Here is a 25,153-nt window from a genome sequence, read left to right on the forward strand (position 1 = left end):
CCGCCCGCCCGCTGCCGTTGCTGCCCGGCCCCGGAGCCCGCGGCACGCCCCGATCCGGTTCCGTGTGCCGCCGCGCGTCCCGACCCGGGCCCCCGTCTGGGCCCCGGAACCGGTGCGGGCCAGTGCAGCTCCTGCTCACCGCAGACCGGGCAGCCCGTCCCCGGCTCGGACTCCAGGGCCGCGACCAGCCGCCGCAGCACCTCGGCCAGGGTCCCGTCCGGCCGCACCCCCGGGTCGGCGCAGCGGACAACAGCGTCCCCGCTGCCGTTCCACGCCCACTCCGGCCGGCGCAGCCCGTGGTGTTTCTCGCGCCGCCGCCGCTCCGCGAACTGCCGCTCGTATTCCAACCAGACCGCCCGCGCCTCCTCCAGCTCCTCCAGCGCCGCCACCAGCCGCTGCGGGTCCGCCGCCCGGTCCTCCGGGGAGATCCCGTGCCGGTCGCACAGATGCCACCACGTCGCCCGATGCCCGTACGGTGCGAACCGCTCCAGGCACCGGCGCAGCGAATGGCGCCGCAGAGCACGGTCATTGCGCGCATCCCGCACCTGGTAGGCCAGGCTCCGGAAACCTGCCATCACACCTTCACCTCCGCCTCACGCGCCCAAGTCCACACCGCACCGCGCGCTCGGTCGCACGACCACGCACCGTGAGATGTGCCCAACATGCCCGGTCGGGTGCAGGCGCATGCGGGGGCGGTCGAGGCGTACGGGTGGCACATGGCCGGAACTCAGCGCCCCATGCGCCCCGCGGACACCACGACCCGGGCCAGTTCCGTGTGGCAGATGTCGCTGTGCGCCCCCGACGGCGGGCCGCCCCGCCGCACCACGGACGCCGTGTCCACGCTGACGCAACCGGCTGCCGGGACGCCGTCGCGCAGCGCCGCGGCCAAGGTCAGCCGCGGCACGCCCGGCATCGCCTGCACCCCGTCGTACCCGACCGCGCCCCAGCGGTGGTCGAAGCCCAGCACACCGGCCGAATCCCCTGCCATCCGGGAGGCCAGCGGGTAGAAGACCTTGAGCGCTGCGTCGTGTGCGGAATGGCAGGCCACCACCGGCCCGTCGACCCGGTGCTGCAGACCGCGCAGCGCTCCGCCACGCCCTGCGTCGTGGGGGAGCCGGTCGGCGAACGCGTAGTGCGAGAAGGCCCCTTGGAGCAGCGTCACGGACTTCACGTACCGGGCGCCGTCGGGCACCGCGTGCAGCGAGAACGACACCAGCCGGGCCCCGAAACTGTGGCCGATCAGATGGACCCGCAGGCCCGGCCGCCGCCGCGCCAGCTCCGCGAGGACCGGGCCGAGGCCGCGCTCGCCGACGACCCCGGCCCGCTTCTTCATCTGGTAGTACGTGGCCTGCCGCAGCAGTTCCTTCGCCCCGCGCCACAGCCCGCGCGGAACCACGCCGAGGGCGAGCCCGGGCTCGGCGGGGTCCTCGGCCGCCGCTCCGCCCGCCTCGGCGAGCCCGTCGGCCAGCGCCCGGCACGCCGTGCGCACGTCCTCGGCGAAGATGGCGGGGACCTCCCCCGCGGCACCGGCGCCGCCGTCGAGGCCCTCGCCGCCTCCGCCTCCGCCTGCGCCTGCGCCTCCGCCGCCCGCCGCCCCGACGCCCGCGAGTTCCCGTACCAGCGCACCGAATTCGGCGAGGGCCTCCGCCGACCCGGGGCGCTCCTCCAGCAGTCCGGCGATCCGGTCCAGCTCCTCGTCCCTCCCCGGCCAGAACGCCCCGAGTGCCTCCCGGGTGGCAGGGTCCAGTGCCGTCCCGTCGCCGGGACCGGCGAGCGCGCCGGGGGACTCGAAGTCCGGAATGGGCTCGTCCGCGAACCGGATCGAGGGCCATACGACACCCGCGTACCCCAGCCGCACCCCCGGCCCCACCAGCCCCGGGAAGGGCGCGAAGAAGCGGTCGTACAGGCGGGTCGAGGTGGACCGGTCGCTGTTCCAGCCGTGCGCGAAGACCAGCAGGTCCGTGGCATCCAGGGCCGCCACCGCCCGCGCGGTCGCCCCGTCCGCGTCGCCCTCGGCGTCGAAGGTCAGCTCCGCATACGGACCGACCCCGACCCCGCTCCCGGCCGCAGCCGCCGCCCCGCCCGTTCCCATCGTCATGGGTTCCCCCTCCGCGCCGCGCCCACCGGTGCCGTGCCGTGGCCCTGTCCTGCCCCGTCCTGCCGTGTCGTACAGCATCCTGCTGCGGCCCCCGCCCGGCCAGACCCGTGCACCCGCGGATACGGCGCCTACGGATACAGCAGGTACCGCTCCCGCACCCCCGCGAACCGCTCCAGCCCCGCCGCCCAGTCGTCCGCGATCTCCTCCACCCCCGCGCCCGCGTCCACCAGCCGCCGCACCCGGTCCGAGCCGGTCAGCCGGTCGATCCAGTGGTCCGGCCGCCAGGCGAAGCCGCTCCACGTCCGGCGCGCCGTCACCAGCAGCCCGATTCCCGCCAGGACGGGATCGAACGCCTCCCGGTCGTGCACGATCAGCCGGACCCCGCCGCACACCTTCCCCGCGAACTTGGAGAAGGTCGGCGTGAAGTACGCCTCCCGGAACCACACGCCCGGCAGCCCCAGCGCGTCGGCCGCCTCCGCCCACCGCCGGTCGATGCCCTCCGCGCCGAGCACCTCGAAGGGCGTGGCCGTCCCGCGCCCCTCGGACAGGTTGGTGCCCTCGAACAGGCAGGTGCCGGCGTACGCGAGCGCCGTGTCCGGGGTCGGCATGTTCGGGCTCGGCGGCACCCACGGCAGCCCCGTCCCGTCGAAGAAGGAGTCCCGCCGCCAGCCGGCCATCGGCACCGTCCGCAGCTCGACCGGCTTCGCCGCCAGGAACTCCCCGTTGAACAGCAGCGCCAGCTCGGCCGCCGTCATCCCGTGCGCCAGCGCGATCGGCTCCCGGCCCACGAAGCTCGCGTACGCCCGTTCCAGCACGGGCCCCGCTGCCTGCAGCCCGCCCACCGGGTTGGGCCGGTCCAGCACGACGACGGCCTTGCCGGCCAGCGCAGCCGCCTGCATGCAGTCGTAAAGGGTCCAGACGTAGGTGTAGAAGCGCGCCCCCGCGTCCTGGATGTCGAAGACGACGGTGTCGACGCCCGCCTCCGTGAACACGTCCGCCAGCTTCTGCCCGCTCTTGCCGTACGTGTCGTACACCGGCAGCCCCGTCGCCGGGTCCCGGCCGGCCCCCTCCGAGTCGCCCGCCTGCGCGGTCCCGCGGAACCCGTGCTCCGGCCCGAACACCGCGACCAGCCGGACCCGGCCGTCGGCATGCAGGACGTCGACCAAGTGGCGGGCGTCGGCGGTGACCCCGGTGGGGTTGGTGACCACGCCGACCCGCTGCCCGTCGAGTACGGCGTACCCGTCCGCGGCCAGCACCTCGAAACCCGTCCGCACCCGGCCTGCCGCGCCCTCGGCATCGGCCGCATCGGCCGCATGCACGGCGTCCACCGCATTCGCTGTGCCCGCCGCGCCCATCGCGGCCCCGGCAGTCCCAGGAGCCCCGGCAGCCTCCGCAACCCGGAACGCCCCGGCAGTCCCGAGGGCGCCCGTAGCCCCGAGGGCACCGGCCGCGCCCGCCTTGCCCGTCAGTCCCAGCAGCCCGCGTCGCGACAGCGACAGCCTCAGCGTCATCCCGCCACGCTAGGCCCCGGCCCCCTTCCACCCCGACATACCGACCGGTTAGTGTGCCGGGCGTCCCGGACACCCCGGCACGTCAACCCCCGGCCGCCGCCAGGAAAGGTGATCCCCGTGAGCGTGAGCGCGAGCCCCTACCAGGACCAGCGAGTCGTCGTCACCGGCGCGGGCGGCGGCATCGGTGCCGCTCTCGCCCGCCGCTTCGCCGCCGAGGGCGCCACCGTCGTCGTCAACGACCTCGACGCCGCCCGGGCCGCCTCCGTGGCCGGCGAGATCGGCGCCCGCGCGATCGCGCTCCCCGGCGACGCCTCCATCGCCGCCGCCGAGGCCCGCGAGGCCCTCGGCGGGGAGATCGACGTCTACTGCGCGAACGCCGGCCTCGCCTCGGGCGGCGACGCCTTCGCCGACGAGGCCGTGTGGGAGGCGGCCTGGGAAACCAACGTCATGGCGCACGTACGGGCCGCCCGCCTGCTGCTCCCGCACTGGCTCGAACGCGGCAGCGGACGCTTCGTCTCCACCGTCTCGGCCGCCGGGCTGCTCACCATGATCGGGGCGGCCCCCTACAGTGTCACCAAGCACGGTGCGCTCGCCTTCGCGGAGTGGCTCTCGCTGACCTACCGCCACCGCGGCATCCGGGTCCACGCCATCTGCCCGCAGGGGGTCCGCACCGACATGCTGACGGCCGCGGGCTCGGCGGGCGAACTCGTCCTCGCGCCGACCGCGATCGAGCCGGAAGCGGTGGCGGACGCACTGTTCGACGGCATGGAGAAGGGCCGGTTCTTGATCCTCCCGCACCCCGAGGTGGCGGACTTCCACATCGCGCGCGCCACCGACCCCGACCGCTGGCTGAACGGTATGAACCACCTCCAGCAGAAATGGGAGAGCAGGTGACCCAGGCGCCGCCCGCGGCCCAGGCGCCGCCCGCGGCCCAGGCGCCGCCCGCGGCCCAGGCGCCGCCCGCGGCCCCGTCGGCCTCTCCGTACGCCGCCAAGCCGTGGCTGAAACTCCTCAGCCCGGCCCAGCTCGCCCCCGTGGAGGCGCCGCCCAGCGTGCTGCACGCCTTCCGCGCCGCCGCCGCCCGCGCCCCGGGGCGGACCGCGCTGGCCTACTTCGACGGCCGGATCTCCTACGCCGAGACGGACGCGCTCTCCGACTCCGTCGCCGGGTACCTCGCGGCCCACGGCATCGCCCGCGGCGACCGGGTCGCCGTACTGCTCCAGAACACCCCGCACTTCGCCCTCGCCGCCCTCGCCGCCTGGAAAGCCGGGGCCGTCGTCGTCCCGCTCAACCCGATGTACAAGGAGGCCGAGGCCCGGCACATCCTGCGCGACTCCGGGGCCGCCGCGCTGATCTGCGACGACCGGGCCTGGACGGCGCACCTGCGCGGCGCCGCCGCCGGGACGGCCGTACGGGCCACGCTGACCGCGTCCGAGCTGGACTTCCAGAGCCGCGACGACGTACGCGTCCTGCGGCCGGGGCGGCAGCCGCAGGCCCCCGACGCCGTCGACCTCGCCACCGTCGCCCGCCAGGGCCACCGGGCCCCGTCCGATTCCGGGCCCACCGCTGCGGACACCGCGCTCATCAGCTACACCTCCGGCACCAGCGGCGCCCCCAAGGGGGCCGTGAACCCGCACGGCGCCCTCACCCACAATGCCCGGCGGCAGGTCAGCGGCCATCCGATCGCCGAGGGCGCCGGCTACTTCGCCCTCGCGCCTCTCTTCCACATCACGGGCATGGTCTGCGAACTCGCCGCCTGCTTCCTCAACGCCGGCACCCTCGTCCTCGCCCACCGCTTCGACGCGGGCACCGTCCTCGACGCCTTCCTCGAACACCGCCCCGCCTACACCATCGGCCCCGCCACCGCCTTCATGGCCCTGGCCGCCCACCCCGCCGCCACCCCGGACCACTTCGCGTCGTTCCGGGTGACCTCCTCCGGCGGCGCCCCGCTCCCGCCGGCCCTCGTCGCCCGGCTGCGCGCCGCCTACGGCCTCCACCTGCGCAACGGATACGGCCTCACCGAGTCCACCGCCGCCGTCGCCTCCGTCCCCGCGCACCTCGAAGCCCCCGTCGACCCCGCCTCCGGCACCCTCGCCGTCGGCCTGCCCGGCGCCGACACCGCCGTCCGCATCCTCGACGACCACGGCGCCGAGGCGCCCCTCGGCGAGACCGGGGAGATCGCCGTCCGCGGCCCGCAGGTCGCGTCCGGCTACTGGGGCCTGCCGGAGCAGACCGCCCGCGCCTTCCCGGACGGCGAACTGCGCACCGGGGACGTCGGGTTCATGGACCGGGACGGCTGGCTCTACGTCGTCGACCGCAAGAAGGACATGATCAACGCCTCCGGCTACAAGGTCTGGCCTCGCGAGGTCGAGGACGTCCTCTACAGCCACCCCGCCGTACGCGAGGCCGCCGTCGTCGGCGTGCCGGACCCGTACCGCGGGGAGACCGTGAAGGCGTACGTGAGCCTGCGCCCCGGCACCTCGGCCGGGCCGGCGGAACTCACCGCCCACTGCGCCGCCCGCATGGCCGCGTACAAGTACCCGCGCCAGGTCGAGATCCTGCCCGCCCTGCCGAAGACGACGAGTGGCAAGATCCTGCGACGGGAACTGCGCGAACGTGGCTGAAAACCGTCGGATGGTCGTACAGTCGGCCGCACGGTCCGCACCGGCCGCACGGGCCGCACCGACCGCGGAACAGAGAGGGAGGGCCAGCGCCATGGCTGCCAGGACGACGGAGCCCGAGGGCACCCACGAGACCCCGGTGCCGCAGCGGCTGCTGGCCGTGGCCACGAGGCTCTTCGCCGAGCGCGGCTACGACCGCACCTCCGTCCAGGAGATCGTCGAGGCGGCCGGGGTCACCAAGGGCGCCCTCTACCACTACTTCGGCTCCAAGGACGACTTGCTGCACGAGGTGTACGCGCGGATGCTGCGCCTCCAGCAGCAGCGCCTGGACGCGGTGGCGGATTCCGATGCCCCCGTCGAGGACCGGCTGCGCGCCGCCGCGGCCGACGTCGTGGTCACCACCATCGAGAACCTCGACGACGCGATGATCTTCTTCCGGTCGATGCACCAGCTCAGCCCGGAGAAGTACAAGCAGGTGAGGGCGGAGCGCCGCCGCTACCACGAGCGGTTCCGCTCCCTGATCGAAGAGGGCCAGCGCACCGGCGTGTTCTCCACCGCCACGCCCGCCGATCTGGTGGTGGACTACCACTTCGGCTCCGTCCACCACCTGTCCACCTGGTACCGGGCGGACGGCCCGCTCACCCCGCAGCAGGTCGCCGACCACCTCGCCGACCTGCTGCTGCGCGCCCTCCGCCCGTAGGCCGAACTCCTGCAGCCGGCGGTACCGGCCGCGGCCGGGTCAGCGGTACCGCTTCAGCTCCCGGTGCGCCAGCGAGCGCTGGTGCACCTCGTCCGGCCCGTCCGCGAGCCGCAGCGTCCGCGCCGCCGCCCACAGTTCGGCCAGCGGGAGGTCCTGGCTCACCCCGCCCGCACCGTGCAGCTGCACCGCGTCGTCCAGGATGCGCACCACCGCCCGCGGGGTGGCGATCTTGATCGCCTGGATCTCGGTGTGCGCCCCGCGGTTGCCCACCGTGTCCATCAGCCAGGCCGTCTTCAGCACCAGCAGCCGCAGCTGCTCCACCGTGACCCGGGCGTCCGCGATCCAGTTCTGCACGACCCCTTGCGCGGCCAGCTCCTTCCCGAAGGCCGTACGGCCCACCGCGCGCCGGCACATCAGCTCGATCGCCCGCTCCGCCATGCCGATCAGCCGCATGCAGTGGTGGATCCGGCCGGGACCCAGCCGGGCCTGGGCGATCGCGAAGCCCGCGCCCTCCTCGCCGATCAGGTTCGCCGCCGGCACCCGCGCCCTGTCGAAGACCACCTCGGCGTGCCCGCCGTGGTCGTGGTCCTCGTACCCGTACACGGTCATCGCCCGGCGGACCTCGACGCCCGGGGTGTCGCGCGGGACGAGGACCATCGACTGCTGGCGGCGCGGATCAGCCCCGTCCGGATCGGTCTTGCCCATGACGATGAACACCCGGCAGTCCGGGTTCATGGCGCCGGAGATGAACCACTTCCGCCCGGTGACCACGTACGCGTCCCCGCTCGTGGAGCGCTCGATCCGGGTCTCGATGTTGGTCGCGTCCGAGGAGGCCACCTCGGGCTCCGTCATCGCGAACGCGGACCGGATCTCCCCTTCCAGCAGGGGCTCCAGCCACTGCTTGCGCTGCTCCTCGCTGCCGAACTGCGCGAGCAGCTCCATGTTCCCGGTGTCCGGTGCGGCGCAGTTGGTCGCCGTCGGGGCCAGGTGCGGACTGCGGCCGGTGATCTCGGCGAGCGGGGCGTACTGCAGGTTGCCCAGGCCTGCGCCGTAGCGCGTGTCGGGCAGGAAGAGGTTCCACAGGCCGCGGCGGCGTGCCTCGGCCTTGAGCTCTCCGAACACGGCCGGGGTGTCCCAGGGCGAGGCCAGCCGTGCGCGCTGCTCGGCGGCGACGGGCTCCGCCGGGTACACGTACTCCTCCATGAACGCGAGGAGCCGTGTCCGGAGTTCCTCGGTCCGGGCGTCGAATGCGAAGTCCATGGGTGCGTGCCTCAGCCTTCCTGGAGGGTGGTCAGACCGTGCTCGATGAAGACCGGGACCAGTTCGCCGATCCGGTCGAAGCCCTCGCCCACCGTCTGCCCGAGGGTCCAGCGGTAGTGGATGCCCTCCAGGATCACGGCGAGCTTGAACCAGGCGAAGGCCGTGTACCAGGCGATCTCCCCGGTGTCCCGGCCGGATCGGGCGGCGTACCGCGCGATCAGCTCGGCCGGCGCCGGATGCCCGGGCGCGGCGCTCGTCGTGCTGACGGGCGAGTCGCCGAGCCCCAGGTCGGAGCTGTACATCACCAGCAGCCCGAGGTCGGTCAGCGGATCGCCGAGGGTGGACATCTCCCAGTCCAGCACCGCCCGGACGGTGTCCCCGGGCCCGCCGACCAGCACGTTGTCGAGCCGGTAGTCCCCGTGCACGACGGTGGGGGCGGGGGAGCGGGGCAGGGCGCGGCCGAGCGCCCCGTGCAGTTCGTCGATGCCGGCGAGGTCCCGGCCCCGCGAGGCCGCCAGCTGCTTGGCCCAGCGGCGCAGCTGCCGGTCCAGGAAGCCCTCGGGCCGGCCGAAGTCGCCGAGGCCGACTTCCTGCGGGTCCACCGCGTGCAGTTCGACCAGGGTGTCCACCAGGCCCAGGACCACGCGCCGGGTCCGCTCGGGCCCCAGCGCCGCCAGCTTCCCGGCGGTGCGGTAAGGGACCCCGTCCACGAACTCCATGACGTAGAACGGCGCCCCCAGCACCGACTCGTCCTCGCACAGCAGGACGGGCTCGGGCACCGGGACGGCCGTGCCGTGCAGCGCCTCGATGACCCGGTGCTCGCGGCGCATGTCGTGCGCCGTGGCCAGGACGTGCCCGAGCGGGGGCCGGCGCACCACCCAGCGGGCGGACCCGTCGCCGATCTCGTACGTGAGGTTCGACCGGCCGCCTTCGATCAGCCGGCCGTGCAGCGGCCCGGCCAGGAGTCCGGGGCGCGCGCGGTCCAGATGGCCGCGCAGCCGCTCCAGGTCGAGGCCCCGGGGGTCGCCGGCCGGGGCAGGCGCTGAGGTCATGGTGCACACCTCCGTACGGAAGTTGACGGTGACGGAGCCATCATGCCGACCAGTCGGTATGCCGTCCAGTGCCCCGGTCCCCGGGACGGGCCGGCGGTCCGCGCCCCGGGCCCGGAAGTCCGGGCCCGGAAGCCGGGTGCTCCGGCTCAGGCGTGGCAGAGGATCGGCTGCCCGCCGTTCGTCACCGTCATGTCCCGCAGCACCGCCGCGATGTCCAGCGGTGCCCCCTCCGGTGCGCCCGCCGACTCCGCGTACGCCCGGTGCAGGTTCGCCACCAGCCGCTCGCTCTCCCGCCAGGCCGCGAACTCCCCGAGGTCCGCCGCCCGCGCCACCTCCAGCGGGCTCAGCCCCTTGGCCGCGCCCTCCCGGGCGAGCTCGGCCACGTACCTCAGGTAGCGCTCGGTGGACTCGTAGGCCGAGGGGTCGGTCAGCGGCCCGTGGCCCGGTACGACGGTCTCCGCGTCCAGGGACCGCAGCAGCTCCAGCGCGCGCAGCGAACCGGACAGGGAGCCCATGGCCAGGAACGGGGTGCCCCCCGAGAAGATCAGGTCGCCGGTGAAGACGACCCGCTGCCGGGGAAGCCAGACGATCGAGTCCCCGGTCGTGTGTGCCACGCCCGGGTGGATGACCTGTACCTCCGTGGGGCCGAGGTGCAGGGTCATCCGGTCGTTGTACGTCAGGTCCGGCGGGGTGATCTCGATCGTGCCGAAGTCGGTCGCGGGCCAGATCGTCTCCAACTGGTGCCCGGCGGCGAGCTGCTCGGCGCGGGCGCTGTCGTGCCCGACGATCAGGGCCTCCGGGGCGAACACGCCGTTGCCGTAGGTGTGGTCGCCGTGGTGGTGGGTGTTGACCACGGTGCGCGGCAGCGGCACCCCGGCCGCGACGACCGCCTCGCGCAGGGCCAGGGCCCTCCGCTCGGTGGCTGCGGTGTCGACGAGCAGTGTTCGCCCGCCGTCGCTGACGAAGCCGGCGTTGTTGAGGCACCAGCCGCCGTCCGGCTGGACGTAGGCGTAGACCCCCTCCGCAGGCTGGACGACGTACGGCTTCTCGGCGGTCATCTGCGCTCTCCCGGGTCGCTGTGACAGATGATCGGCATCCTGCCAGCCGGAGCCGGGCCCGGGGGAGAGGGGGCGTCAGCGGTCGTCGGCGTCAGTGGTCGTCGTAGTGGTCGTCGTGTGCGGCGTGGCGGTGGCCGTCGTGCAGGTAGTCCAGGTGGTCGCCGTGGCGGACGGAGTCGTGCCCGCATCCCTCGCCGTGGGCGTGCGCGTGGTCGGCGTGCGGGATGTGGGCGGTCGTCTCGCACTCGTCCCAGTGGCCGGCGTGCTCGCGGTGCAGGTGGCCGTCGTGGGCGTAGTCCACGTGGTCGCCGTGCGCGACCTCCGTGTGTCCGCAGCCGGGGCCGTGCGCGTGCCCGTGCGTGATGTGTTCCTGGTGCAGGGTCGTCATGGCGCAGAGGCTAGTGCGCTACCTCCCGGTTTGCCGGTTGTGCCCCCGGTGGCGCGGACAGGTCGTACGATCCGATGGGCAGATCGGCGGATGACCGGCCTCCGGCGCGGCGGATGCTCGGCGGACGACCGGCCCGCGGCTCAGAGGATGACCGCCACCGCGAACAACGCCAGCGCCAGCGCGCAGCCCACCGCCGCGAGCGCGGCCCGCGGCGCGAGCCCCGGCGGCCGGGCCACGGCGAGCTCCCGGATCCGCCGGTGCGCCAGCCACAGGAACAGCAGCCACACCACCGCGGTCACCGCCGCCCCGGCCACTTCCGCCGAGCCACCCGAGCCGCGCAGGGCCTGCCGCAGAGCCAGTACCGCCACCACCGAGCACGCCAGGGTCGTGCGCCGCCACGCCAGCCGGGTCCGCTCCGGCTGGAGCCCCGCGTCGCGGCCCTCCGCGGCCGCGGACGGACCTGTCACCGCCCGTCCGTCCAGCCGAGCAGCACGACCACCACCATCGCCGCCGCGACCAGCCCCACCCCCAGGCTCAGCAGCACCGGGAACCGCGACAGCGGCAGGTCCTCGCCCCGCCGCATCGCCCGCTCGCAGCGCACCCAGTGGTTCACCGCCCGCAGCGCGCAGGCCGCGCCCACCCCCAGCAGGGCGAGGGCCATCCCGACGCGCACGCCCCAGCGCAGGTCAGGCAGGAACTGGTCCACCGCGAAGCCGCCGCCCACCAGGGCCAGGGCGGTGCGGATCCAGGCCAGGAAGGTCCGCTCGTTGGCCAGGGAGAACCGGTAGTCGGGCGTCTCGCCCTCGTCCCGCAGCCGCTGCGGGGCGAACCAGAGCCGGACGTCCTTGCCGAAGTCGATCACCCGGCCAATCTACGACCCGGCCTGCCTCCCGGTCTGCTCCCCGGCCGCACGGAGGCCGTTCTGCTCCCCGGCCGCACGGAGGCCGTTCTGCTCCCCGGCCGCACGGAAGGCCCGCAGCCGCCGGTACGCCTCCAGCCCGTCCGGCACCCAGGGCCACTCGACGCCGTCGGCCCGGGCCGCCAGCTCCTCCTCCGGCAGCCAGGCGTGCCAGGCCACCTCGGACTCCTGCGGCCGCACCGGCAGCGCGCAGCGCACCTCGTGCACGTACGACCACCAGGCCCCGCCCGGACCCTCGTACAGGAACTTGAACAGCGGCTCCGGCTGCGGCAGCCCGGACACCCCCAGCTCCTCCTCGGCCTCCCGCAGCCCGGCCGAGGCGTAGTCCTCGCCGGCGCCCAGCACCCCGCCCACGAACATGTCGTAGTGCGAGGGGAACACCAGCTTCGACGCGGTCCGCCGGTGCACGAACACCCGCCCCGCCGCATCCCTGGCCAGTACGAACACACACCGGTGGATCAGCCCGCGCGCGTACACCTCGCCCCGCGGCGCCTGCCCGGTCACCCGGTCCTCCCGGTCCACCACGTCCAGCACTTCATCAGCAGCACTCACACGGTGCATCCAACCACCGCCATTGACGGGTTACCGCTCCGTAGCCAAGGATCTGCCCCACCAGCGACCGGAGGACGACTTCGTATGACGTACGACGCAGACGTGATCGTGATCGGGGCCGGGCTCGCGGGCCTGGTGGCCACCGCCGAGCTCGTCGACGCGGGCCGCACGGTGATCCTCCTGGACCAGGAGCCCGAGCAGTCCCTCGGCGGGCAGGCCCACTGGTCCTTCGGCGGCCTGTTCTTCGTCGACTCGCCCGAACAGCGCCGGATGCGCATCAAGGACAGCCGTGCCCTCGCCCTCCAGGACTGGCTCGGCACCGCCGGCTTCGACCGCCCGGAGGACACCTGGCCCCGCCGCTGGGCGCAGGCGTACGTCGACTTCGCCGCCGGCGAGAAGCGGCCCTGGCTGCACGCCCGGGGCGTCCGCTTCTTCCCCGTGGTCGGCTGGGCCGAACGGGGCGGCTACGGCGCCCTCGGCCACGGGAACTCCGTCCCCCGCTTCCACATCACCTGGGGCACCGGCCCCGGCCTGGTCGAACCCTTCGCCCGCCGGATCCGCGCCGGGGCCGACCGCGGCCTGGTCCGGCTGAGGTTCCGCCACCGCGTCACCGGAATCTCCCGGACCGCGGGCGCCGTGGACACCGTGACCGGTGAGATCCTGGAGCCGTCCGACGCCGAACGCGGCACCGCGAGCAGCCGCAAGGCCGTCGGCGGCTTCCAACTGCGCGCCCAGGCCGTGATCGTGGCCAGCGGCGGCATCGGCGGCAACCACGACCTCGTGCGCAAGCAATGGCCCGCCCGGCTCGGCACCCCGCCGCAGCGGATGCTCTCCGGGGTCCCGGCGCACGTGGACGGGCTGATGCTGGGCATCGCCGAGGACGCCGGCGCCCGCCACATCAACAAGGACCGGATGTGGCACTACACCGAGGGCATCGAGAACTGGAACCCGATCTGGGCACGCCACGGCATCCGCATCCTGCCCGGCCCCTCCTCGCTCTGGCTGGACGCCGCCGGCAGACGGCTGCCCGTACCCCTCTTCCCCGGCTTCGACACCCTCGGCACCCTCGACCACATCATGCGGACGGGCCACGACCACACCTGGTTCGTGCTCAATCGGCGCATCATCGGCAAGGAGTTCGGCCTGTCCGGCTCCGAGCAGAACCCCGACCTCACCGGCAGGTCCGTGCGCGACGTCATCGACCGCGCCCGGCAGGCGGTACCGCCACCGGTCCGGGCCTTCATGGAACGCGGCGCGGACTTCGTCGTCGAACGCGACCTGTCCGCGCTCGTCCGCGGCATGAACGCGGTCACCGGGGAGGACCTGCTCGACGAGGCCACCGTCCGTCGGGAGACCGAGGCCCGGGACCGGGAGATCGCCAACCCCTTCAGCAAGGACCTCCAGGTCACCGCCATCCGCGGCGCCCGCAAATACCTCGGCGACCGGCTCGTGCGCACCGCCGCCCCGCACCGCATCCTGGACCCCGCGGCCGGACCGCTGATCGCCGTCCGGCTGTCCGTCCTGACCCGCAAGTCACTCGGCGGCCTGGAGACCGACCTGTCCTCCCGGGTGCTCACCGAGTCCGGCGACCCGCTGCCCGGCCTGTACGCCGCCGGCGAGGCGGCCGGCTTCGGCGGCGGCGGGGTGCACGGCTACCGGGCACTGGAGGGCACCTTCCTCGGCGGCTGCATCTTCTCTGGCCGCGCGGCGGGCCGGGCCGCCGCGGCAGCGGTCGGCTGAGCCGAAGCGCTCCGCGGGGTGCTGTGACGGGCCGTCCGCAGCCCACGGGTCCGCCCAGGCGGGTCGCGCAGTTCCCCGCGCCCCCTTCGGGGCGTGTTTCAGCCGATGCGCTCGACGATCCGGAACCGTTCGGCGATCACCAGGGTGTCGTCGTCGACCGTGTAATCCGGATCGCCGAGCGCCTCCCGGACCGGATCGCTGTGCCAGAACGTCTCGTGCGCGGTGCGCCATTCGGCCACGGACGCGTACCCCTCGCCCTCGTCCAGTGCATGCCGAAGGTCCACGTCGGCGAGCCGCACCACTCGCACCTCCGTCACCTCCACCACCGCCACCGCCCGCTCGGCCGAGTCCACCAGCACGCTCCGGTCGCCCGGCTCGGGCAGCGGCTCGCCCTCGGCCTCGTACTCCGGCAGCAGGCCCGTCGTGGCGGTCTTCGCCCCGCTCAGCACGGCTGCCACCAGCGCGTCGCGCATCGGCCCGGGGAAGCCCAGCAGACAGGGAGGCAGGTCTTCGTACGTCGTCATGGGCCCACCCTAGGGCCGCCGCGGCCCCGCCTCGAAGCGGAACGCGGACCTCAACTCTGCGCCAGTCAGGACCAGTTGAAACGCGCCACCCGGTGGACTGGACCTTGACTCGGAGCTGTGCATACCGGTTTGCTGTGCGTGATCATCCCGCGTCGCGCCCGAAGTCCCGCTCGTGCGCGCCGGCGTCCCCGTCATACCCGTCGCACCTGCCGTACCCATGTTCCCGTCGCTCCCGTCGTGCGTGCCGAACCGTCCGCCCGCGCCCGTGTTCCTGGAGGGAAACCGCGGATGTCCCCGCCTCCGCCGCCCCTCGGCCGCGCCCGCAAGCGGGAGGCCCAGCTCTTCGACCCGGCCCTGTGCGACACCGAACTCGTGGACGTCCGCACCCGGTTCACCCAGGGCCGGTGGGCCAGGGCCCGCGCCCTCCTGGCCGGCACGGGGGACGACTGGGACCGCCGCGGCCACCGGATCGTCGTCCTCGCCGAAACCCCGGCCGCGACCGCCTGGGCCGGCGAATGGCTGCTCGCCGAACCCGACAGCGCCGACGCCGCCACCCTCCTCGCCTGCGCCGCCGTCTTCACCGCGCTGCGCCGCAAGGGCACACCCGAGGCGGCCGAGGAGGCCTGCCACCGGGCCGCCGCCCTGCTGCCCGCCGACCCCACCCCCTGGCTCGGCCTGCTCATGCTGTCCCGCGCCTTCGGCTCCCCGGAGGAGTTCAGCCGCCACTTCGACCAGGTCCGGGCCCGGCACCGGGAGCACCACCACGCCCACCACCTGATGGTCGCCCGCCTCGCCGAGCACGCCCCCGCCTCCGGCCAGGACCCGCTCCACGAGGTCTACGACTTCGCCGCCTGGGCCGCCGAGGAGTCCCCGGCCGACTCCCCGCTCGCCGTCCTCCCGGTCATCGCGCACGCCGAGCGCTACCGCGTCCTCGCCGCCGCCCACGGCCGCGGCCCCGAGGGCGCCGCCGCCCACTGGTCGAGCCGCCGCGCCCGCCAGGTGCTGCGCGCCGCCTTCGACTGGTGGCTGGAGTGGGAGCGCGACGACCACCCCCGCAACCGCGTCGACCTCAACTTCCTCGCCCACGCCAAGCTCTGCGAGGGCCGCCCCGCCGAGGCCGCCGCCCTCTTCCACCGCATCGGCAGCCACGCCACCCGGGCCCCCTGGTCCTACCCCGACCTCGACCCCCGCAAGGCGTTCCTCGCCGCCCGCAACGCCGCGCTCGGCACCGCCTGACGGCGGCCCCGTGCGCACCACCCCCGCACCGCTCGACCTTCCTCACCCCCGAAAGGACACCCCATGGCGACGGGCAGACCCACCACGCTCGGCACCCCGCCAGGCCCCGCCGAGATCCGTACGTACAAGGGCCAGGAGCGGGCCCTGCGCGCCGGCCGGCTCGGCACCGCCGGCCTGCTGCTCTCCGTACTGGCCGCCAGCGCCCCCCTGATGGTGGTCGCCGGTGTGATGCCCACGACCTTCGGAGTGATGGGCATCGTCGGGCAGCCCCTGCTGTTCGTGATCCTCGGCATCGTGCTCGCCCTCTTCGGCGTCGGCTACGCCGAGATGAGCCGCCACGTCCACAACGCCGGCGCCTTCTACGCGTACATCGCCCGCGGCCTCGGCCCCACCGTCGGCGCGGGCGCCTCGCTCGTTGCCCTCGTCGCGTACAGCGCCATGCAGGTCGGCGTGTACGGCATCCTCGGCTTCGAGATGTCCGGCCTCTTCGCCACCTACCTGAAGACCGACGTCGCCTGGTGGATCCCCGCCCTGGCCGCCGTCGCCGTCACCGGCGCGCTCGGCTGGCTCAAGATCGACCTGAACGCGCGGGTCCTCGGCGTCCTGCTCCTCATCGAGTGCGCCCTCGTCGTCGTCTTCGACGCCGCCGCCCTCGCCGACCCCGGACCGCAGGGCCTCTCCCTGCACGCCTTCAACCCCGCCACCCTCGGCGGCGCCGGCCTCGGCACCGCCCTCTGCTTCTGCATCGCCGCGTTCGTCGGCTTCGAGCAGTCCCCGGTCTACGCCGAGGAGACCAGCAAGCCGGACATCGTCGTCTCCCGCGTGATGTTCCTGGCGGTCGGCTTCGTCGCCCTCTTCTTCGCGCTGAGCGCCTGGGCCCTCACCGTCGCCACCGGCCCCGCCGAGGTCGTGAAGACCGCCGCGGAGGCCGGCCCCGGACTGCTGTTCCAGCTCACCGAGGAACGCCTCGGCGCCACCTTCACCGACGTCCTGCACGTCCTGTTCGTGACCGGCATGTTCGCGGCGATGCTCAGCTTCCACAACGTCGTCGCCCGCTACGCCTTCGCCATGGGCCGCGAGGGCCTCCTCCCGGCCGCCTTCGGCCGTACCAACCCCGGCACCGGCGCCCCCGCCACCGGCTCCCTGCTCCAGACGGTCGTCGCCGCCGTCGTCGTCCTCGCCTTCGCCGCCACCGACGACAAGCCGAACGGCGACCCCACCGCGCCCGTCCTGCACCTGTTCACCTGGATGGGCAGCGTCGGCGCCCTCGGCGTGACACTTCTCATGGCCACGGCCTCCGTCGCCGTCATCGCCTTCTTCGTCCGCCGCGGCACCGCCGCCGCCCAGCTGTGGCGGCTCCTCGCCGCCGGGGCCGCCGGGCTCGCCCTCCTCGGCATCGCCGCCTACACCGTGAAGGACTTCGGCGTCCTGGTCGGCGCCGGCGACGGCTCCGCGCTCAGCTGGGTGCTGCCCGGCATCATCGCCGCCGCCGCCGCGGGCGGCCTGCTGTACGGGCTCGTGCTGCGCGGCCGCAAGCCCGAGGTGCACGCCCGGATCGGCCTGGGGAACGAGGCCTTCCGGCTCGACCAGGCTGCGGAGGCCACCCCGCGCCGCTGACCGCCGACGTACGGCCGCCGCCCTCGCTTTCACCTCCGTACGAGGCCCCCGACACCTGTTTCGAAGGTCGTCGGGGACCTTCGTACCCAGGGCCGGGTTTTGGCCATGGCCGAGGCTCATGGTCTCCTATGGCGACAAAAACCACCGGAACCTCGCACAGGCGACCCACCCCGTCCCTGCGCGGCGTCCCGGCTTGCCTGTCCCACCCACGAAGGCGAAGTCCCACATGAGTGACCGCACCTTGACCGAGGCCCCCGCCAAGGTCACCGCCTCCCACGTCGACGCAGGTGACGAGGGTTACAGCAAGGACCTCAAGTCCCGCCACATCAACATGATCGCCATCGGCGGGGCGATAGGCACCGGCCTGTTCCTCGGCGCCGGCGGCCGGCTCGCCGGCGCGGGCCCCTCCCTCGCGATCGCGTACGCGGTGTGCGGCATCTTCGCCTTCTTCGTCGTACGGGCCCTCGGCGAGCTCGTCCTGTACCGCCCCTCCTCCGGCGCGTTCGTCTCGTACGCGCGCGAGTTCATGGGCGAGAAGGGCGCCTACACGGCCGGCTGGCTGTACTTCCTGAACTGGTCCACGACCACTGTGGCCGACATCACGGCCGCCGCGACCTACGCGCACTTCTGGTCGATGTTCACCAGCATCCCGCAGTGGGTCCTGGCCCTGATCGCCCTCGCCGTCGTCCTCACCGCGAACCTGATCTCGGTGAAGTACTTCGGCGAGATGGAGTTCTGGTTCTCCCTCATCAAGGTCGCCGCCCTGGCGATCTTCCTGGTCGTCGCCATCTACCTGGTCGCCACCAGCCACGACATCGGCGGCCACACCCCGGGCCTGTCCACCATCACGGACAACGGCGGCATCTTCCCGTCCGGCGTCCTCCCGATGCTCCTCGTGGTCCAGGGCGTCGTCTTCGCCTACGCCTCCGTCGAGCTGTGCGGCGTCGCCGCCGGCGAGACCGAGAACCCCGAGAAGATCATGCCGAAGGCGATCAACTCGATCATGTGGCGCGTCGGCCTCTTCTACGTCGGCTCCGTCGTCCTGCTCGCGATGCTCCTCCCGTACACCGCGTACTCCTCCGACCAGAGCCCCTTCGTCACCGTCTTCGACAAGCTCGGCATCCCCGGCACCGCCGGCATCATGAACCTCGTCGTGCTGACCGCGGCCCTCTCCAGCCTGAACTCCGGCCTGTACTCCACCGGCCGCATCCTGCGCTCGATGGCCATGTCCGGCTCCGCCCCGAAGTTCACCGCCCGCATGAACAAGGGCAAGGTCCCCTACGGCGGCGTCCTGTTCACCGCCGCCTTCGGCCTCGCCGGCGTCGGCCTGAACTACCTCATGCCGAAGGACGCCTTCGAGCTCGTCCTGAACTTCGCCTCGCTCGGCATCCTCGGCACCTGGGCGATGGTCATGATCTGTTCGCTGTTCTTCTGGCGCCGCTCGAAGCAGGGCCTGGTCGAGCGCCCCGCCTACCGGCTGCCCTGGGCCCCGTACACCCAGATCATCACCCTGGTCTTCCTCTTCTCGGTGCTGGTCCTGATGTGGCTCGACGGCGGCGTGGGCCGCACCACGGTCCTGTGCGTCCCGGTCATCGCCGCCCTGCTCGTCATCGGCTGGTACCTGGTCCGCCGCCGCGTGGCGGAGATCGCCGCCCGCCGCTGACCGGCTCCCTGAACGAGGAAGGACCCCCCGCCGACGGCGGGGGGTCCTTCCTCGTGCCGCGGGCTCCACGGGCGTGCTGCGGGCCCGGATCGGGCCGCTCAGGCCTTCTTCACCACGCTGGACTTCAGCTGCATGGCCCCGAAGCCCTCGATCCGGCAGTCGATGTCGTGGCCGTCGACGCCGTCCACGAGGCGGATGTTGCGCACCTTGGTACCGGCCTTGATCCCCGAGGCGCTCCCCTTCACCTTGAGCGCCTTGACGACGGTGACGGTGTCGCCGTCCTGCAGGACGTTGCCCACGGAGTCCCGGATGACGCGCTCGCCGGCCGCGTCCGCGTCGGGGGCACCCTCCTCGGCGGGCACCCACTCGTGGCCGCACTCGGGGCAGACTACGAGCGCGTTCATCTCATAGGTGTACGCACAGGAACATTTGGGGCAAGGGGGAAGATTCTCAAGCATGCCCCCAGGGTAGCCCCGCCTCCTCGGCGGGACCGCCGGCGAGGACCCCCGGGGGGGCCGGGAGGAACCGGGAACCGGAAAAGCAGAGAACCCCACGTGAAGTGGGGTTCCCGGTGGTGTCCGAGGGGGGACTTGAACCCCCACGCCCGATAAAGGGCACTAGCACCTCAAGCTAGCGCGTCTGCCATTCCGCCACCCGGACAAGGTGTCTGTCTCGCGGCCCTCGGCCGTTCCGACGTGGAAAACATTACCAAACATTCCGGGGTGCTCGATCACCCCCCGGCGGCCGGAGACGCCCTTGGGCGGAGCGGGCCGACGCGGGAGGATGGGGAGGCAGTCGGACCGATCAGTGGGAGGAAGCAGCGTGAGCCAGTCGAGCGCGGGCAGGACCGTCTCCGGCGAGGACGAGGTCGTGGACCTCTGCAGAGACCTCATCCGGATCGACACCAGCAACTACGGGGACCACTCGGGCCCCGGCGAGCGCAAGGCCGCCGAGTGGGTCGCGGAGAAGCTCGCCGAGGTCGGTCTGGAGCCGCAGATCTTCGAGTCCCACAAGGGGCGCGCCTCGACCGTCGCCCGGATCGAGGGCGAGGACCCCTCCCGTCCCGCGCTGCTGATCCACGGGCACACCGATGTGGTGCCGGCGAACGCCGCCGACTGGACGTACGACCCGTTCTCCGGCGAGATCGCCGACGGGTGCGTGTGGGGCCGCGGCGCCGTCGACATGAAGGACATGGACGCGATGACGCTGGCCGTCGTACGCGACCGGCTGCGCAGCGGCCGCAAGCCCCCGCGGGACATCGTCCTGGCCTTCCTCGCCGACGAGGAGGCGGGGGGCCTGTACGGCGCCCGGCACCTCGTGGACCGGCACCCCGGACTCTTCGAGGGCGTCACCGAGGCCATCGGCGAGGTCGGCGGCTTCTCGTTCACCGTCAACGAGAACCTGCGGCTCTACCTCGTGGAGACCGCCCAGAAGGGCATGCACTGGATGCGGCTCACCGTGGAGGGCACGGCCGGCCACGGCTCGATGACCAACACCGACAACGCCATCACGGAGCTCTGCGACGCCGTGGCACGGCTCGGCCGCCACCAGTGGCCGGTGCGCGTCACCAAGACCGTGCGGTCCTTCCTGGACGAGCTCTCGGACGCGCTGGGCACCCCCCTCGACCCCGACGACATGGACGCCACCCTCGCCAAACTGGGCGGCATCGCGAAGATGGTCGGGGCCACGCTGCGGAACTCGGCCGCGCCGACCATGCTGGGCGCCGGCTACAAGGTGAACGTCATCCCCGGCCAGGCCACCGCCCACGTGGACGGCCGCTTCCTGCCCGGTTACGAGGACGAGTTCTTCGCCGACCTGGACCGGATCCTCGGCCCGCGCGTGAGGCGGGAGGACGTGCACGGCGACAAGGCCCTGGAAACCGACTTCGACGGCCGGCTCGTCGACGCCATGCAGAGCGCCCTGAAGGCCGAGGACCCGATCGCGCGCGCGGTCCCGTACATGCTCTCCGGCGGTACCGACGCCAAGTCCTTCGACGACCTCGGCATCCGCTGCTTCGGCTTCGCGCCGCTCCGGCTCCCGCCGGAGTTGGACTTCGCGGGGATGTTCCACGGGGTGGACGAGCGGGTACCGGTGGAGGGGCTGAAGTTCGGGGTGCGGGTGCTCGACCGATTCATCGACAGCTGCTGAGAATCGCGAAGGTGTGCGCTTTTCCGCTGAGAAGAGTGAATGCACTCATACGCTCGTAGCCCCGGTGATCCCTCCTCGTTACAGGTGGTGCGGTCCGCGGCTGGGACCGCATTGCCTACTAGGAGGAACAATGCTGAAGAAGGTTGTGGCCGCTGCCGCCGCCACCGGTGGTCTGGTTCTCGCGGGTGCCGGCCTGGCCGTTGCCGACGCGGGTGCCCACGGTGCGGCCGTCGGCTCCCCCGGTGTCCTGTCCGGCAACGTCGTCCAGATCCCGATCGACATCCCGGTGAACGTCTGCGGCAACACCATCGACTCCGTCGGCCTGCTGAACCCGGCCTTCGGCAACACCTGCGTCAACGCCTGACGCACCTGAAGTCTTGGGCCCCGGAACGCATTCCAGCGTTCCGGGGCCGCCGGGCTTCAGGGCCCGGCCGTTCGTTCTTTCAGCTGGGGGAATCACACAGATGCGACGACAGGCAGCGGTCACCAGGAAGACCCTGATCACCATGGCGGCGGCAGGGGGTGTTCTCGCGCTGGGCGGGGGATACGCGCACGCCGGCTCCGGCGCGTCCGGCCATGCCGCGAACTCCCCGGGCGTCCTGTCCGGGAACAACGTCCAGGTGCCCGTGGACGTTCCGGTGAACGTCTGCGGGAACACGATCACGCTCGTCGGGGGACTCAACCCCGCTTTCGGGAACCGCTGTTCCAACGAATCGGCCAAGCCGGCCGAGCCGACGAAGCCGGACAACCCGAAGCCGGGGAATCCGGGGAACCCCGGTCACCCCGACAACCCCGGCGGGCCGGACGAGCCGTGCGACGAGGGCGAAGAGCCGGGTCAGCCCGGCACGCCCGGTCAGCCCGGCACGCCCGGTACCCCGGGCCAGCCCGGCACCCCGGGCACTCCCGGTCAGCCCGGCCAGCCGAGCACGCCTGGTCAGCCCGGCCAGCCGGGTACCCCGGGTACGCCCGGCCAGCCCGGTACTCCGGGCACGCCCGGTCAGCCCGGTACTCCGGGCCAGCCGGGCACGCCCGGCCAGCCCGGTACTCCGGGCACGCCCGGCCAGCCCGGTACTCCGGGCACGCCCGGCCAGCCCGGTACTCCGGGCACGCCCGGCCAGCCCGGTACTCCGGGTACGCCCGGGACCGGAACGGCGACCCCTGGGACTGACACCGGGACCGAGGTCGGGATCGAGCCCGCCCGGCAGGCGGGACTCGCGGCGACCGGTGCCGGGGACGTCCTCGGCGTGGGCCTTCCGCTCGCCGCCGGAACGCTGATCGCCGGCGCCCTGCTCTACCGGCGCGCCCGCAACGCGGCCTGACGGCCCCTCACGACGCGGGCCCCGTCCACGGGGCCCGCGTCACCAGGTGGCGCGGACCTGACGGATGATCCGTCGCCGCAGCCGCACGCGCCGGCTGCCGTCCCGGTGCAGGGTCAGCCGGTCCAACTCCCAATGCCCGTACTCGGCATGGTCGGTCAGCAGTCGGGTCGCCTCGCTGCGGGGAACCCCGCGGGGCACGTACACGTCGGCAAATTCGTATTCCGGCATCGCATCTATTGTGCGGGCACAGCCCCGCTACGGATAGCGTCTGCACTATGTCTGATGCCGCTCTGCCCACTGTTGCCGAGGTACGCGCCGCCGCCGAGGCGGTCAAGGCCGCCATCGACCGTCACCTCGCCGCGGTCGAGAGCAGGATCGGGGACGAGGACCCGGCCGTCTACGCCGCATTCAACGAACTCGCCGCCGCCGCCGAGGAGTACGACGAACTGCTCTACGACCGGTACGACGAGGTCACGCCGTTCGAGATCCCCACGCCCGAGGACGGAGCCCCGTACCGCGGACCCGCCGAGCCCGCCGCGTTCAGCGTGCTCATCCGCCGCGACTACACCGTCGCCAAGCCGGCGCGGCTGATCGCCCAGGCCGACCGGGTCGCGGCGCACGACAGAGAGGCCGAACTCGTCCACGACGGCGGCACCGCCGGTGCGCTCGGCGTCCTCTTCGGGGAGTACGAGCCCGACGAAATCGCTTCGCGGGCAAAGGACTTCGGCCTGGAGGAAGGCGACTCGACCCTCTGGATCGCCGCCGCGCACGAGGCCGCCGAGCCGGGGGAGTGGCTGGGCTCGCCCTTCGGGAACACGGATCCGCAGGACGTACTGCACCGGTTCGACGTCAGCTCCGTCTTCGACGACGAGGAGGAGGACGAGGACGACGAGGCGGCCGAGCCCGGCTTCGCCCCCGCCTGATCCGCCCCGAGGCCGCAATCGGCGACGCGGCCCCCGCCCGGGCAGGGCAGGGGCCGCGTCGGCCGTTCCGGCGGCTGTTCCGTCAGCGGCTGCGAGGGCTACTCCGGCCGCTCCGGCCGTTCCCCGGCCTCCGCGGCCTGCGTCCGCAGCAGCCCCGCCAGCCGGGTCGTACGCGGCTTCGGCAACACCTCCGCGACCGCGCGCGGCAGCGCCTGGTCGACGCCGTGCACCACCGACAGGTGCCGCTCGGCCCGGCCGAACGCCGTGTACACCCAGTCCCGCGACAGCGTCTGTGCCGCGTCACCGGGCAGGACGGCCACCACTGCCGGCCAGCGCATGCCGACGGCCTGGTGCGCAGTCACCGCCCAGCCGTGCCGCACCTGCGCCGCCACCCGCTCCTTCGGTACGACGATCCGCCCGCCCGCAGCGTCCAGGTGCAGGCCCTCCGCGTCCGCCGAGACCACCCGGCCCGGAACGGCCCGCCCGGGCGAGGGCACGTGGACGATCCGGTCGCCGGGGTCGAAGCCGTCGAACCGGCCCGGGCCGGGGTTCAGCCGTTCCTTCAACGCCGCGTTCAGCGCCCGGGTGCCCGCCGGGCCGCCGTGGCCGGGGGTGATCACCTGGATGCCGTCCGCCCCGATCCCGAAGGCCCGCGGCACCGACTCCGCCACCAGCTGCACGGTCCGGTGCACCGCTTCCCCCGCATCGCGCACGGGAACGATGACGACCTCCTTGCCGGGGGCCTCGACCTGATTGAGCTCGCCGACCCCGATGCCCGAGACCAGCTCGCCGAGCGGTCCCGGATCGGGGATGCGGGAGACCAGCTGCGGACAGGCGCGGGCCGCGAGCACGTCCGCGAACACCCGGCCCGGCCCCGCCGACCCGAGCACCGCCGGATCCCCGGACAGCACCAGCCGGGCTCCGTCGGGCACCGACTCCACCAGCGCGGCGGCGCTCTCCACGTCCAGCTGCGGCGCGTCCAGCACCACGAGCAGATCCAGTGCGAACTGACCGTCCGCGTCCCGCTCCGGCCCCTCGGTCCCGGCCAGCAGCCCGGCGACGGTGACGGCCCCCGGCGCCGGGGCGTGCGCGGCCAGGCAGGTGCGCAGGCCCAGCTCCCCGGCGGCCTCCAGGAGGGCCAGCGGCTCGGCGCGGGCCGCCTCGCCGCCGGTGTGGACGACCAGGCCGTGCGCGGCGGCCGCCCGGATCAGCTCGGCGCCCGTACCGGTGGCGGCCGCCTCCCAGTCCGCGGCGTCCGCGGAACCGGTGAAGGTGCCTGCGAGCCGGGCCAGTCCGTCGGCCAGGCTCTCCTCGGCCAGCGCGTACGCCTCCAAGCCCATCAGCACCCTCACGGGCTGCTCCTCGCCCTCCGCGACGGGTGCGCCCAGCGGTTCGTGGAAGACCAGGACCAGGCCTTCGGCGACGGCCTGCTCCAGGGCCTCGGCCGGCTGCGGAACCCCGTACTGGGCCAGCGCGGACTCCAGGGTGGGCGCCTCCAGGGCGGTGTGCCCCTTGAGGGCCGCCTGCTCCAGCAGCCAGCCGACGAGCGCGGCGGCGCGGCGCTCGTCTCCCGGGCCCGCGGCCGGGCCCAGCAGGGCCCGGGCGAGGGAGTCCGCCTGCGTCGGGCGGATCCCGGCCACGGCCAGCAGGCGCCACGGGTTCTCGGCGAGCGCGTCGGCGCCGCCCTCGCCGAGGGCGGCGGCGGCCGCAACGGCGAGCTGCTCGGGGGCACCGCCGCGGGCCAGGACGGCCCGTACGGCCTCGACGGTCGCCGGGGACGGGACGGCGGGGGAGCGGCCGGCGGCGGTCGCCGCGGACGGGCGG

General features: G+C 73.7%; 25 protein-coding genes and 1 tRNA gene. 11 read left to right on the forward strand and 15 right to left on the reverse strand.

Annotation, left to right across the window (positions count from 1 at the left end; all coding sequences use genetic code 11):
- The 3 genes from HYE82_RS16025 to HYE82_RS16035 form a co-directional block, all read right to left on the reverse strand.
- On the reverse strand, window positions 1-575 hold a 575-nt coding region (locus HYE82_RS16025; RefSeq protein ID WP_256987289.1), incomplete at its 3' end, for a hypothetical protein.
- A 152-nt stretch (window positions 576-727) separates the two neighbouring features.
- Entirely contained in the window at window positions 728-2,098 is a 1,371-nt protein-coding gene (locus HYE82_RS16030; RefSeq protein ID WP_179174744.1) for a serine-threonine protein kinase, read from the reverse strand.
- Between the two features lie 128 nt (window positions 2,099-2,226).
- Window positions 2,227-3,609: a DUF1343 domain-containing protein gene (locus HYE82_RS16035; protein ID WP_256987290.1), complete on the reverse strand. Its 1,383-nt coding sequence runs from the start codon at window positions 3,607-3,609 to the stop codon at window positions 2,227-2,229.
- Window positions 3,610-3,732: 123 nt separating this feature from the next.
- On the opposite strand from HYE82_RS16035, the gene HYE82_RS16040 reads away from it, so the two are divergent.
- The 3 genes from HYE82_RS16040 to HYE82_RS16050 all read left to right on the forward strand — a co-directional run bounded on the left by HYE82_RS16040 (window position 3,733) and on the right by HYE82_RS16050 (window position 6,930).
- Window positions 3,733-4,503, forward strand: a complete 771-nt coding sequence (locus tag HYE82_RS16040; RefSeq protein WP_179174766.1) for an SDR family oxidoreductase — start codon at window positions 3,733-3,735, stop codon at window positions 4,501-4,503.
- The gene (locus tag HYE82_RS16045) at window positions 4,488-6,233 is read left to right on the forward strand and encodes an AMP-binding protein (protein WP_179174745.1); all 1,746 of its coding nucleotides are present in this window, start codon (window positions 4,488-4,490) and stop codon (window positions 6,231-6,233) included. The genes HYE82_RS16040 and HYE82_RS16045 overlap by 16 nt, the downstream gene beginning before the upstream one ends.
- A 91-nt stretch (window positions 6,234-6,324) precedes the next feature.
- On the forward strand, window positions 6,325-6,930 hold the full coding sequence (locus HYE82_RS16050; protein ID WP_179174746.1) for a TetR/AcrR family transcriptional regulator: 606 nt from the start codon (window positions 6,325-6,327) through the stop codon (window positions 6,928-6,930).
- A 39-nt stretch (window positions 6,931-6,969) separates the two neighbouring features.
- Here HYE82_RS16050 and HYE82_RS16055 read toward each other — a convergent pair whose 3' ends face one another.
- The 7 genes from HYE82_RS16055 to HYE82_RS16085 all read right to left on the reverse strand — a co-directional run bounded on the left by HYE82_RS16055 (window position 6,970) and on the right by HYE82_RS16085 (window position 12,168).
- On the reverse strand, window positions 6,970-8,190 hold the full coding sequence (locus HYE82_RS16055) for an acyl-CoA dehydrogenase family protein (RefSeq protein ID WP_179174747.1): 1,221 nt from the start codon (window positions 8,188-8,190) through the stop codon (window positions 6,970-6,972).
- 11 nt (window positions 8,191-8,201) lie between these two features.
- A complete protein-coding gene (locus tag HYE82_RS16060; protein WP_179174748.1) occupies window positions 8,202-9,242 on the reverse strand; it encodes a phosphotransferase family protein in 1,041 nt (346 codons plus the stop codon).
- A gap of 146 nt (window positions 9,243-9,388) precedes the next feature.
- A complete protein-coding gene (locus tag HYE82_RS16065; protein WP_179174749.1) occupies window positions 9,389-10,300 on the reverse strand; it encodes an MBL fold metallo-hydrolase in 912 nt (303 codons plus the stop codon).
- A gap of 91 nt (window positions 10,301-10,391) precedes the next feature.
- Window positions 10,392-10,688 (reverse strand): hypothetical protein, encoded by a 297-nt coding sequence (locus HYE82_RS16070; RefSeq protein WP_179174750.1) that lies wholly within the window; start codon window positions 10,686-10,688, stop codon window positions 10,392-10,394.
- A 140-nt stretch (window positions 10,689-10,828) separates the two neighbouring features.
- Window positions 10,829-11,155 (reverse strand): DUF202 domain-containing protein, encoded by a 327-nt coding sequence (locus HYE82_RS16075; protein ID WP_179174751.1) that lies wholly within the window; start codon window positions 11,153-11,155, stop codon window positions 10,829-10,831.
- Entirely contained in the window at window positions 11,152-11,550 is a 399-nt protein-coding gene (locus HYE82_RS16080; RefSeq protein ID WP_179174752.1) for a DUF202 domain-containing protein, read from the reverse strand. Before HYE82_RS16080 ends, HYE82_RS16075 begins: the two co-directional genes overlap by 4 nt.
- A 9-nt stretch (window positions 11,551-11,559) precedes the next feature.
- Window positions 11,560-12,168, reverse strand: coding sequence for an NUDIX hydrolase (locus HYE82_RS16085; RefSeq protein WP_179174753.1), 609 nt, complete (start codon window positions 12,166-12,168; stop codon window positions 11,560-11,562).
- A 75-nt stretch (window positions 12,169-12,243) separates the two neighbouring features.
- Between HYE82_RS16085 and HYE82_RS16090 the strand changes: the two genes are divergently transcribed.
- Window positions 12,244-13,899, forward strand: a complete 1,656-nt coding sequence (locus tag HYE82_RS16090) for an FAD-binding dehydrogenase (RefSeq protein WP_179174754.1) — start codon at window positions 12,244-12,246, stop codon at window positions 13,897-13,899.
- Window positions 13,900-13,997: 98 nt separating this feature from the next.
- Here the strand turns inward: HYE82_RS16090 and HYE82_RS16095 are convergent, their stop codons facing one another.
- Window positions 13,998-14,423 carry an ASCH domain-containing protein gene (locus HYE82_RS16095; RefSeq protein WP_179174755.1) on the reverse strand — a complete coding sequence of 142 codons (426 nt, stop codon included), beginning with the start codon at window positions 14,421-14,423 and terminating at the stop codon, window positions 13,998-14,000.
- Between the two features lie 288 nt (window positions 14,424-14,711).
- Between HYE82_RS16095 and HYE82_RS16100 the strand changes: the two genes are divergently transcribed.
- The 3 genes from HYE82_RS16100 to HYE82_RS16110 all read left to right on the forward strand — a co-directional run bounded on the left by HYE82_RS16100 (window position 14,712) and on the right by HYE82_RS16110 (window position 18,939).
- Window positions 14,712-15,659 (forward strand): hypothetical protein, encoded by a 948-nt coding sequence (locus HYE82_RS16100; RefSeq protein WP_179174756.1) that lies wholly within the window; start codon window positions 14,712-14,714, stop codon window positions 15,657-15,659.
- 63 nt (window positions 15,660-15,722) lie between these two features.
- Window positions 15,723-17,276, forward strand: a complete 1,554-nt coding sequence (locus HYE82_RS16105) for an APC family permease (RefSeq protein WP_179174757.1) — start codon at window positions 15,723-15,725, stop codon at window positions 17,274-17,276.
- Window positions 17,277-17,502: 226 nt separating this feature from the next.
- Window positions 17,503-18,939 carry an amino acid permease gene (locus HYE82_RS16110; RefSeq protein WP_179174758.1) on the forward strand — a complete coding sequence of 479 codons (1,437 nt, stop codon included), beginning with the start codon at window positions 17,503-17,505 and terminating at the stop codon, window positions 18,937-18,939.
- A gap of 98 nt (window positions 18,940-19,037) precedes the next feature.
- On the opposite strand, the gene HYE82_RS16115 is transcribed toward HYE82_RS16110, so the two are convergent.
- Window positions 19,038-19,397 (reverse strand): zinc ribbon domain-containing protein YjdM, encoded by a 360-nt coding sequence (locus HYE82_RS16115; RefSeq protein ID WP_179174759.1) that lies wholly within the window; start codon window positions 19,395-19,397, stop codon window positions 19,038-19,040.
- A gap of 114 nt (window positions 19,398-19,511) precedes the next feature.
- Window positions 19,512-19,599 (reverse strand) — tRNA-Leu (locus HYE82_RS16120).
- 162 nt (window positions 19,600-19,761) lie between these two features.
- Here HYE82_RS16120 and HYE82_RS16125 point away from each other — a divergent pair.
- The 3 genes from HYE82_RS16125 (at window position 19,762) to HYE82_RS39000 (ending at window position 22,406) form a co-directional block, all read left to right on the forward strand.
- Complete coding sequence (locus HYE82_RS16125; protein WP_179174760.1) at window positions 19,762-21,087, forward strand: M20/M25/M40 family metallo-hydrolase; 1,326 nt, start codon at window positions 19,762-19,764, stop codon at window positions 21,085-21,087.
- Window positions 21,088-21,217: 130 nt separating this feature from the next.
- On the forward strand, window positions 21,218-21,451 hold the full coding sequence (locus HYE82_RS16130; protein ID WP_179174761.1) for a chaplin: 234 nt from the start codon (window positions 21,218-21,220) through the stop codon (window positions 21,449-21,451).
- 100 nt (window positions 21,452-21,551) lie between these two features.
- Window positions 21,552-22,406: a chaplin gene (locus tag HYE82_RS39000; RefSeq protein WP_306439590.1), complete on the forward strand. Its 855-nt coding sequence runs from the start codon at window positions 21,552-21,554 to the stop codon at window positions 22,404-22,406.
- A 39-nt stretch (window positions 22,407-22,445) separates the two neighbouring features.
- Here HYE82_RS39000 and HYE82_RS16140 read toward each other — a convergent pair whose 3' ends face one another.
- Window positions 22,446-22,634, reverse strand: coding sequence for a DUF5703 family protein (locus HYE82_RS16140; protein ID WP_179174762.1), 189 nt, complete (start codon window positions 22,632-22,634; stop codon window positions 22,446-22,448).
- A 47-nt stretch (window positions 22,635-22,681) separates the two neighbouring features.
- On the opposite strand from HYE82_RS16140, the gene HYE82_RS16145 reads away from it, so the two are divergent.
- The gene (locus HYE82_RS16145; RefSeq protein WP_179174763.1) at window positions 22,682-23,329 is read left to right on the forward strand and encodes a hypothetical protein; all 648 of its coding nucleotides are present in this window, start codon (window positions 22,682-22,684) and stop codon (window positions 23,327-23,329) included.
- Between the two features lie 98 nt (window positions 23,330-23,427).
- On the opposite strand, the gene HYE82_RS16150 is transcribed toward HYE82_RS16145, so the two are convergent.
- The coding region (locus HYE82_RS16150) for a helix-hairpin-helix domain-containing protein (protein ID WP_179174764.1) at window positions 23,428-25,153 on the reverse strand (1,726 nt) is incomplete at its 5' end.

Source organism: Streptomyces sp. BR123 (assembly GCF_013401435.1).
Taxonomy (GTDB): Bacteria; Actinomycetota; Actinomycetes; order Streptomycetales; family Streptomycetaceae; genus Streptomyces.

Bases quoted from the DNA above. Each gene is read 5' to 3' on its own strand.
- HYE82_RS16030 (WP_179174744.1), bottom strand. From the start codon at position 2,098: ATGACGATGGGAACGGGCGGGGCGGCGGCTGCGGCCGGGAGCGGGGTC.
- HYE82_RS16035 (WP_256987290.1), bottom strand. From the start codon at position 3,609: ATGACGCTGAGGCTGTCGCTGTCGCGACGCGGGCTGCTGGGACTGACG.
- HYE82_RS16045 (WP_179174745.1), top strand. From the start codon at position 4,488: ATGGGAGAGCAGGTGACCCAGGCGCCGCCCGCGGCCCAGGCGCCGCCC.
- HYE82_RS16050 (WP_179174746.1), top strand. From the start codon at position 6,325: ATGGCTGCCAGGACGACGGAGCCCGAGGGCACCCACGAGACCCCGGTG.
- HYE82_RS16055 (WP_179174747.1), bottom strand. From the start codon at position 8,190: ATGGACTTCGCATTCGACGCCCGGACCGAGGAACTCCGGACACGGCTC.
- HYE82_RS16060 (WP_179174748.1), bottom strand. From the start codon at position 9,242: ATGACCTCAGCGCCTGCCCCGGCCGGCGACCCCCGGGGCCTCGACCTG.
- HYE82_RS16065 (WP_179174749.1), bottom strand. From the start codon at position 10,300: ATGACCGCCGAGAAGCCGTACGTCGTCCAGCCTGCGGAGGGGGTCTAC.
- HYE82_RS16070 (WP_179174750.1), bottom strand. From the start codon at position 10,688: ATGACGACCCTGCACCAGGAACACATCACGCACGGGCACGCGCACGGC.
- HYE82_RS16085 (WP_179174753.1), bottom strand. From the start codon at position 12,168: ATGCACCGTGTGAGTGCTGCTGATGAAGTGCTGGACGTGGTGGACCGG.
- HYE82_RS16090 (WP_179174754.1), top strand. From the start codon at position 12,244: ATGACGTACGACGCAGACGTGATCGTGATCGGGGCCGGGCTCGCGGGC.
- HYE82_RS16095 (WP_179174755.1), bottom strand. From the start codon at position 14,423: ATGACGACGTACGAAGACCTGCCTCCCTGTCTGCTGGGCTTCCCCGGG.
- HYE82_RS16100 (WP_179174756.1), top strand. From the start codon at position 14,712: ATGTCCCCGCCTCCGCCGCCCCTCGGCCGCGCCCGCAAGCGGGAGGCC.
- HYE82_RS16105 (WP_179174757.1), top strand. From the start codon at position 15,723: ATGGCGACGGGCAGACCCACCACGCTCGGCACCCCGCCAGGCCCCGCC.
- HYE82_RS16110 (WP_179174758.1), top strand. From the start codon at position 17,503: ATGAGTGACCGCACCTTGACCGAGGCCCCCGCCAAGGTCACCGCCTCC.
- HYE82_RS16115 (WP_179174759.1), bottom strand. From the start codon at position 19,397: ATGCTTGAGAATCTTCCCCCTTGCCCCAAATGTTCCTGTGCGTACACC.
- HYE82_RS16130 (WP_179174761.1), top strand. From the start codon at position 21,218: ATGCTGAAGAAGGTTGTGGCCGCTGCCGCCGCCACCGGTGGTCTGGTT.
- HYE82_RS39000 (WP_306439590.1), top strand. From the start codon at position 21,552: ATGCGACGACAGGCAGCGGTCACCAGGAAGACCCTGATCACCATGGCG.
- HYE82_RS16140 (WP_179174762.1), bottom strand. From the start codon at position 22,634: ATGCCGGAATACGAATTTGCCGACGTGTACGTGCCCCGCGGGGTTCCC.
- HYE82_RS16145 (WP_179174763.1), top strand. From the start codon at position 22,682: ATGTCTGATGCCGCTCTGCCCACTGTTGCCGAGGTACGCGCCGCCGCC.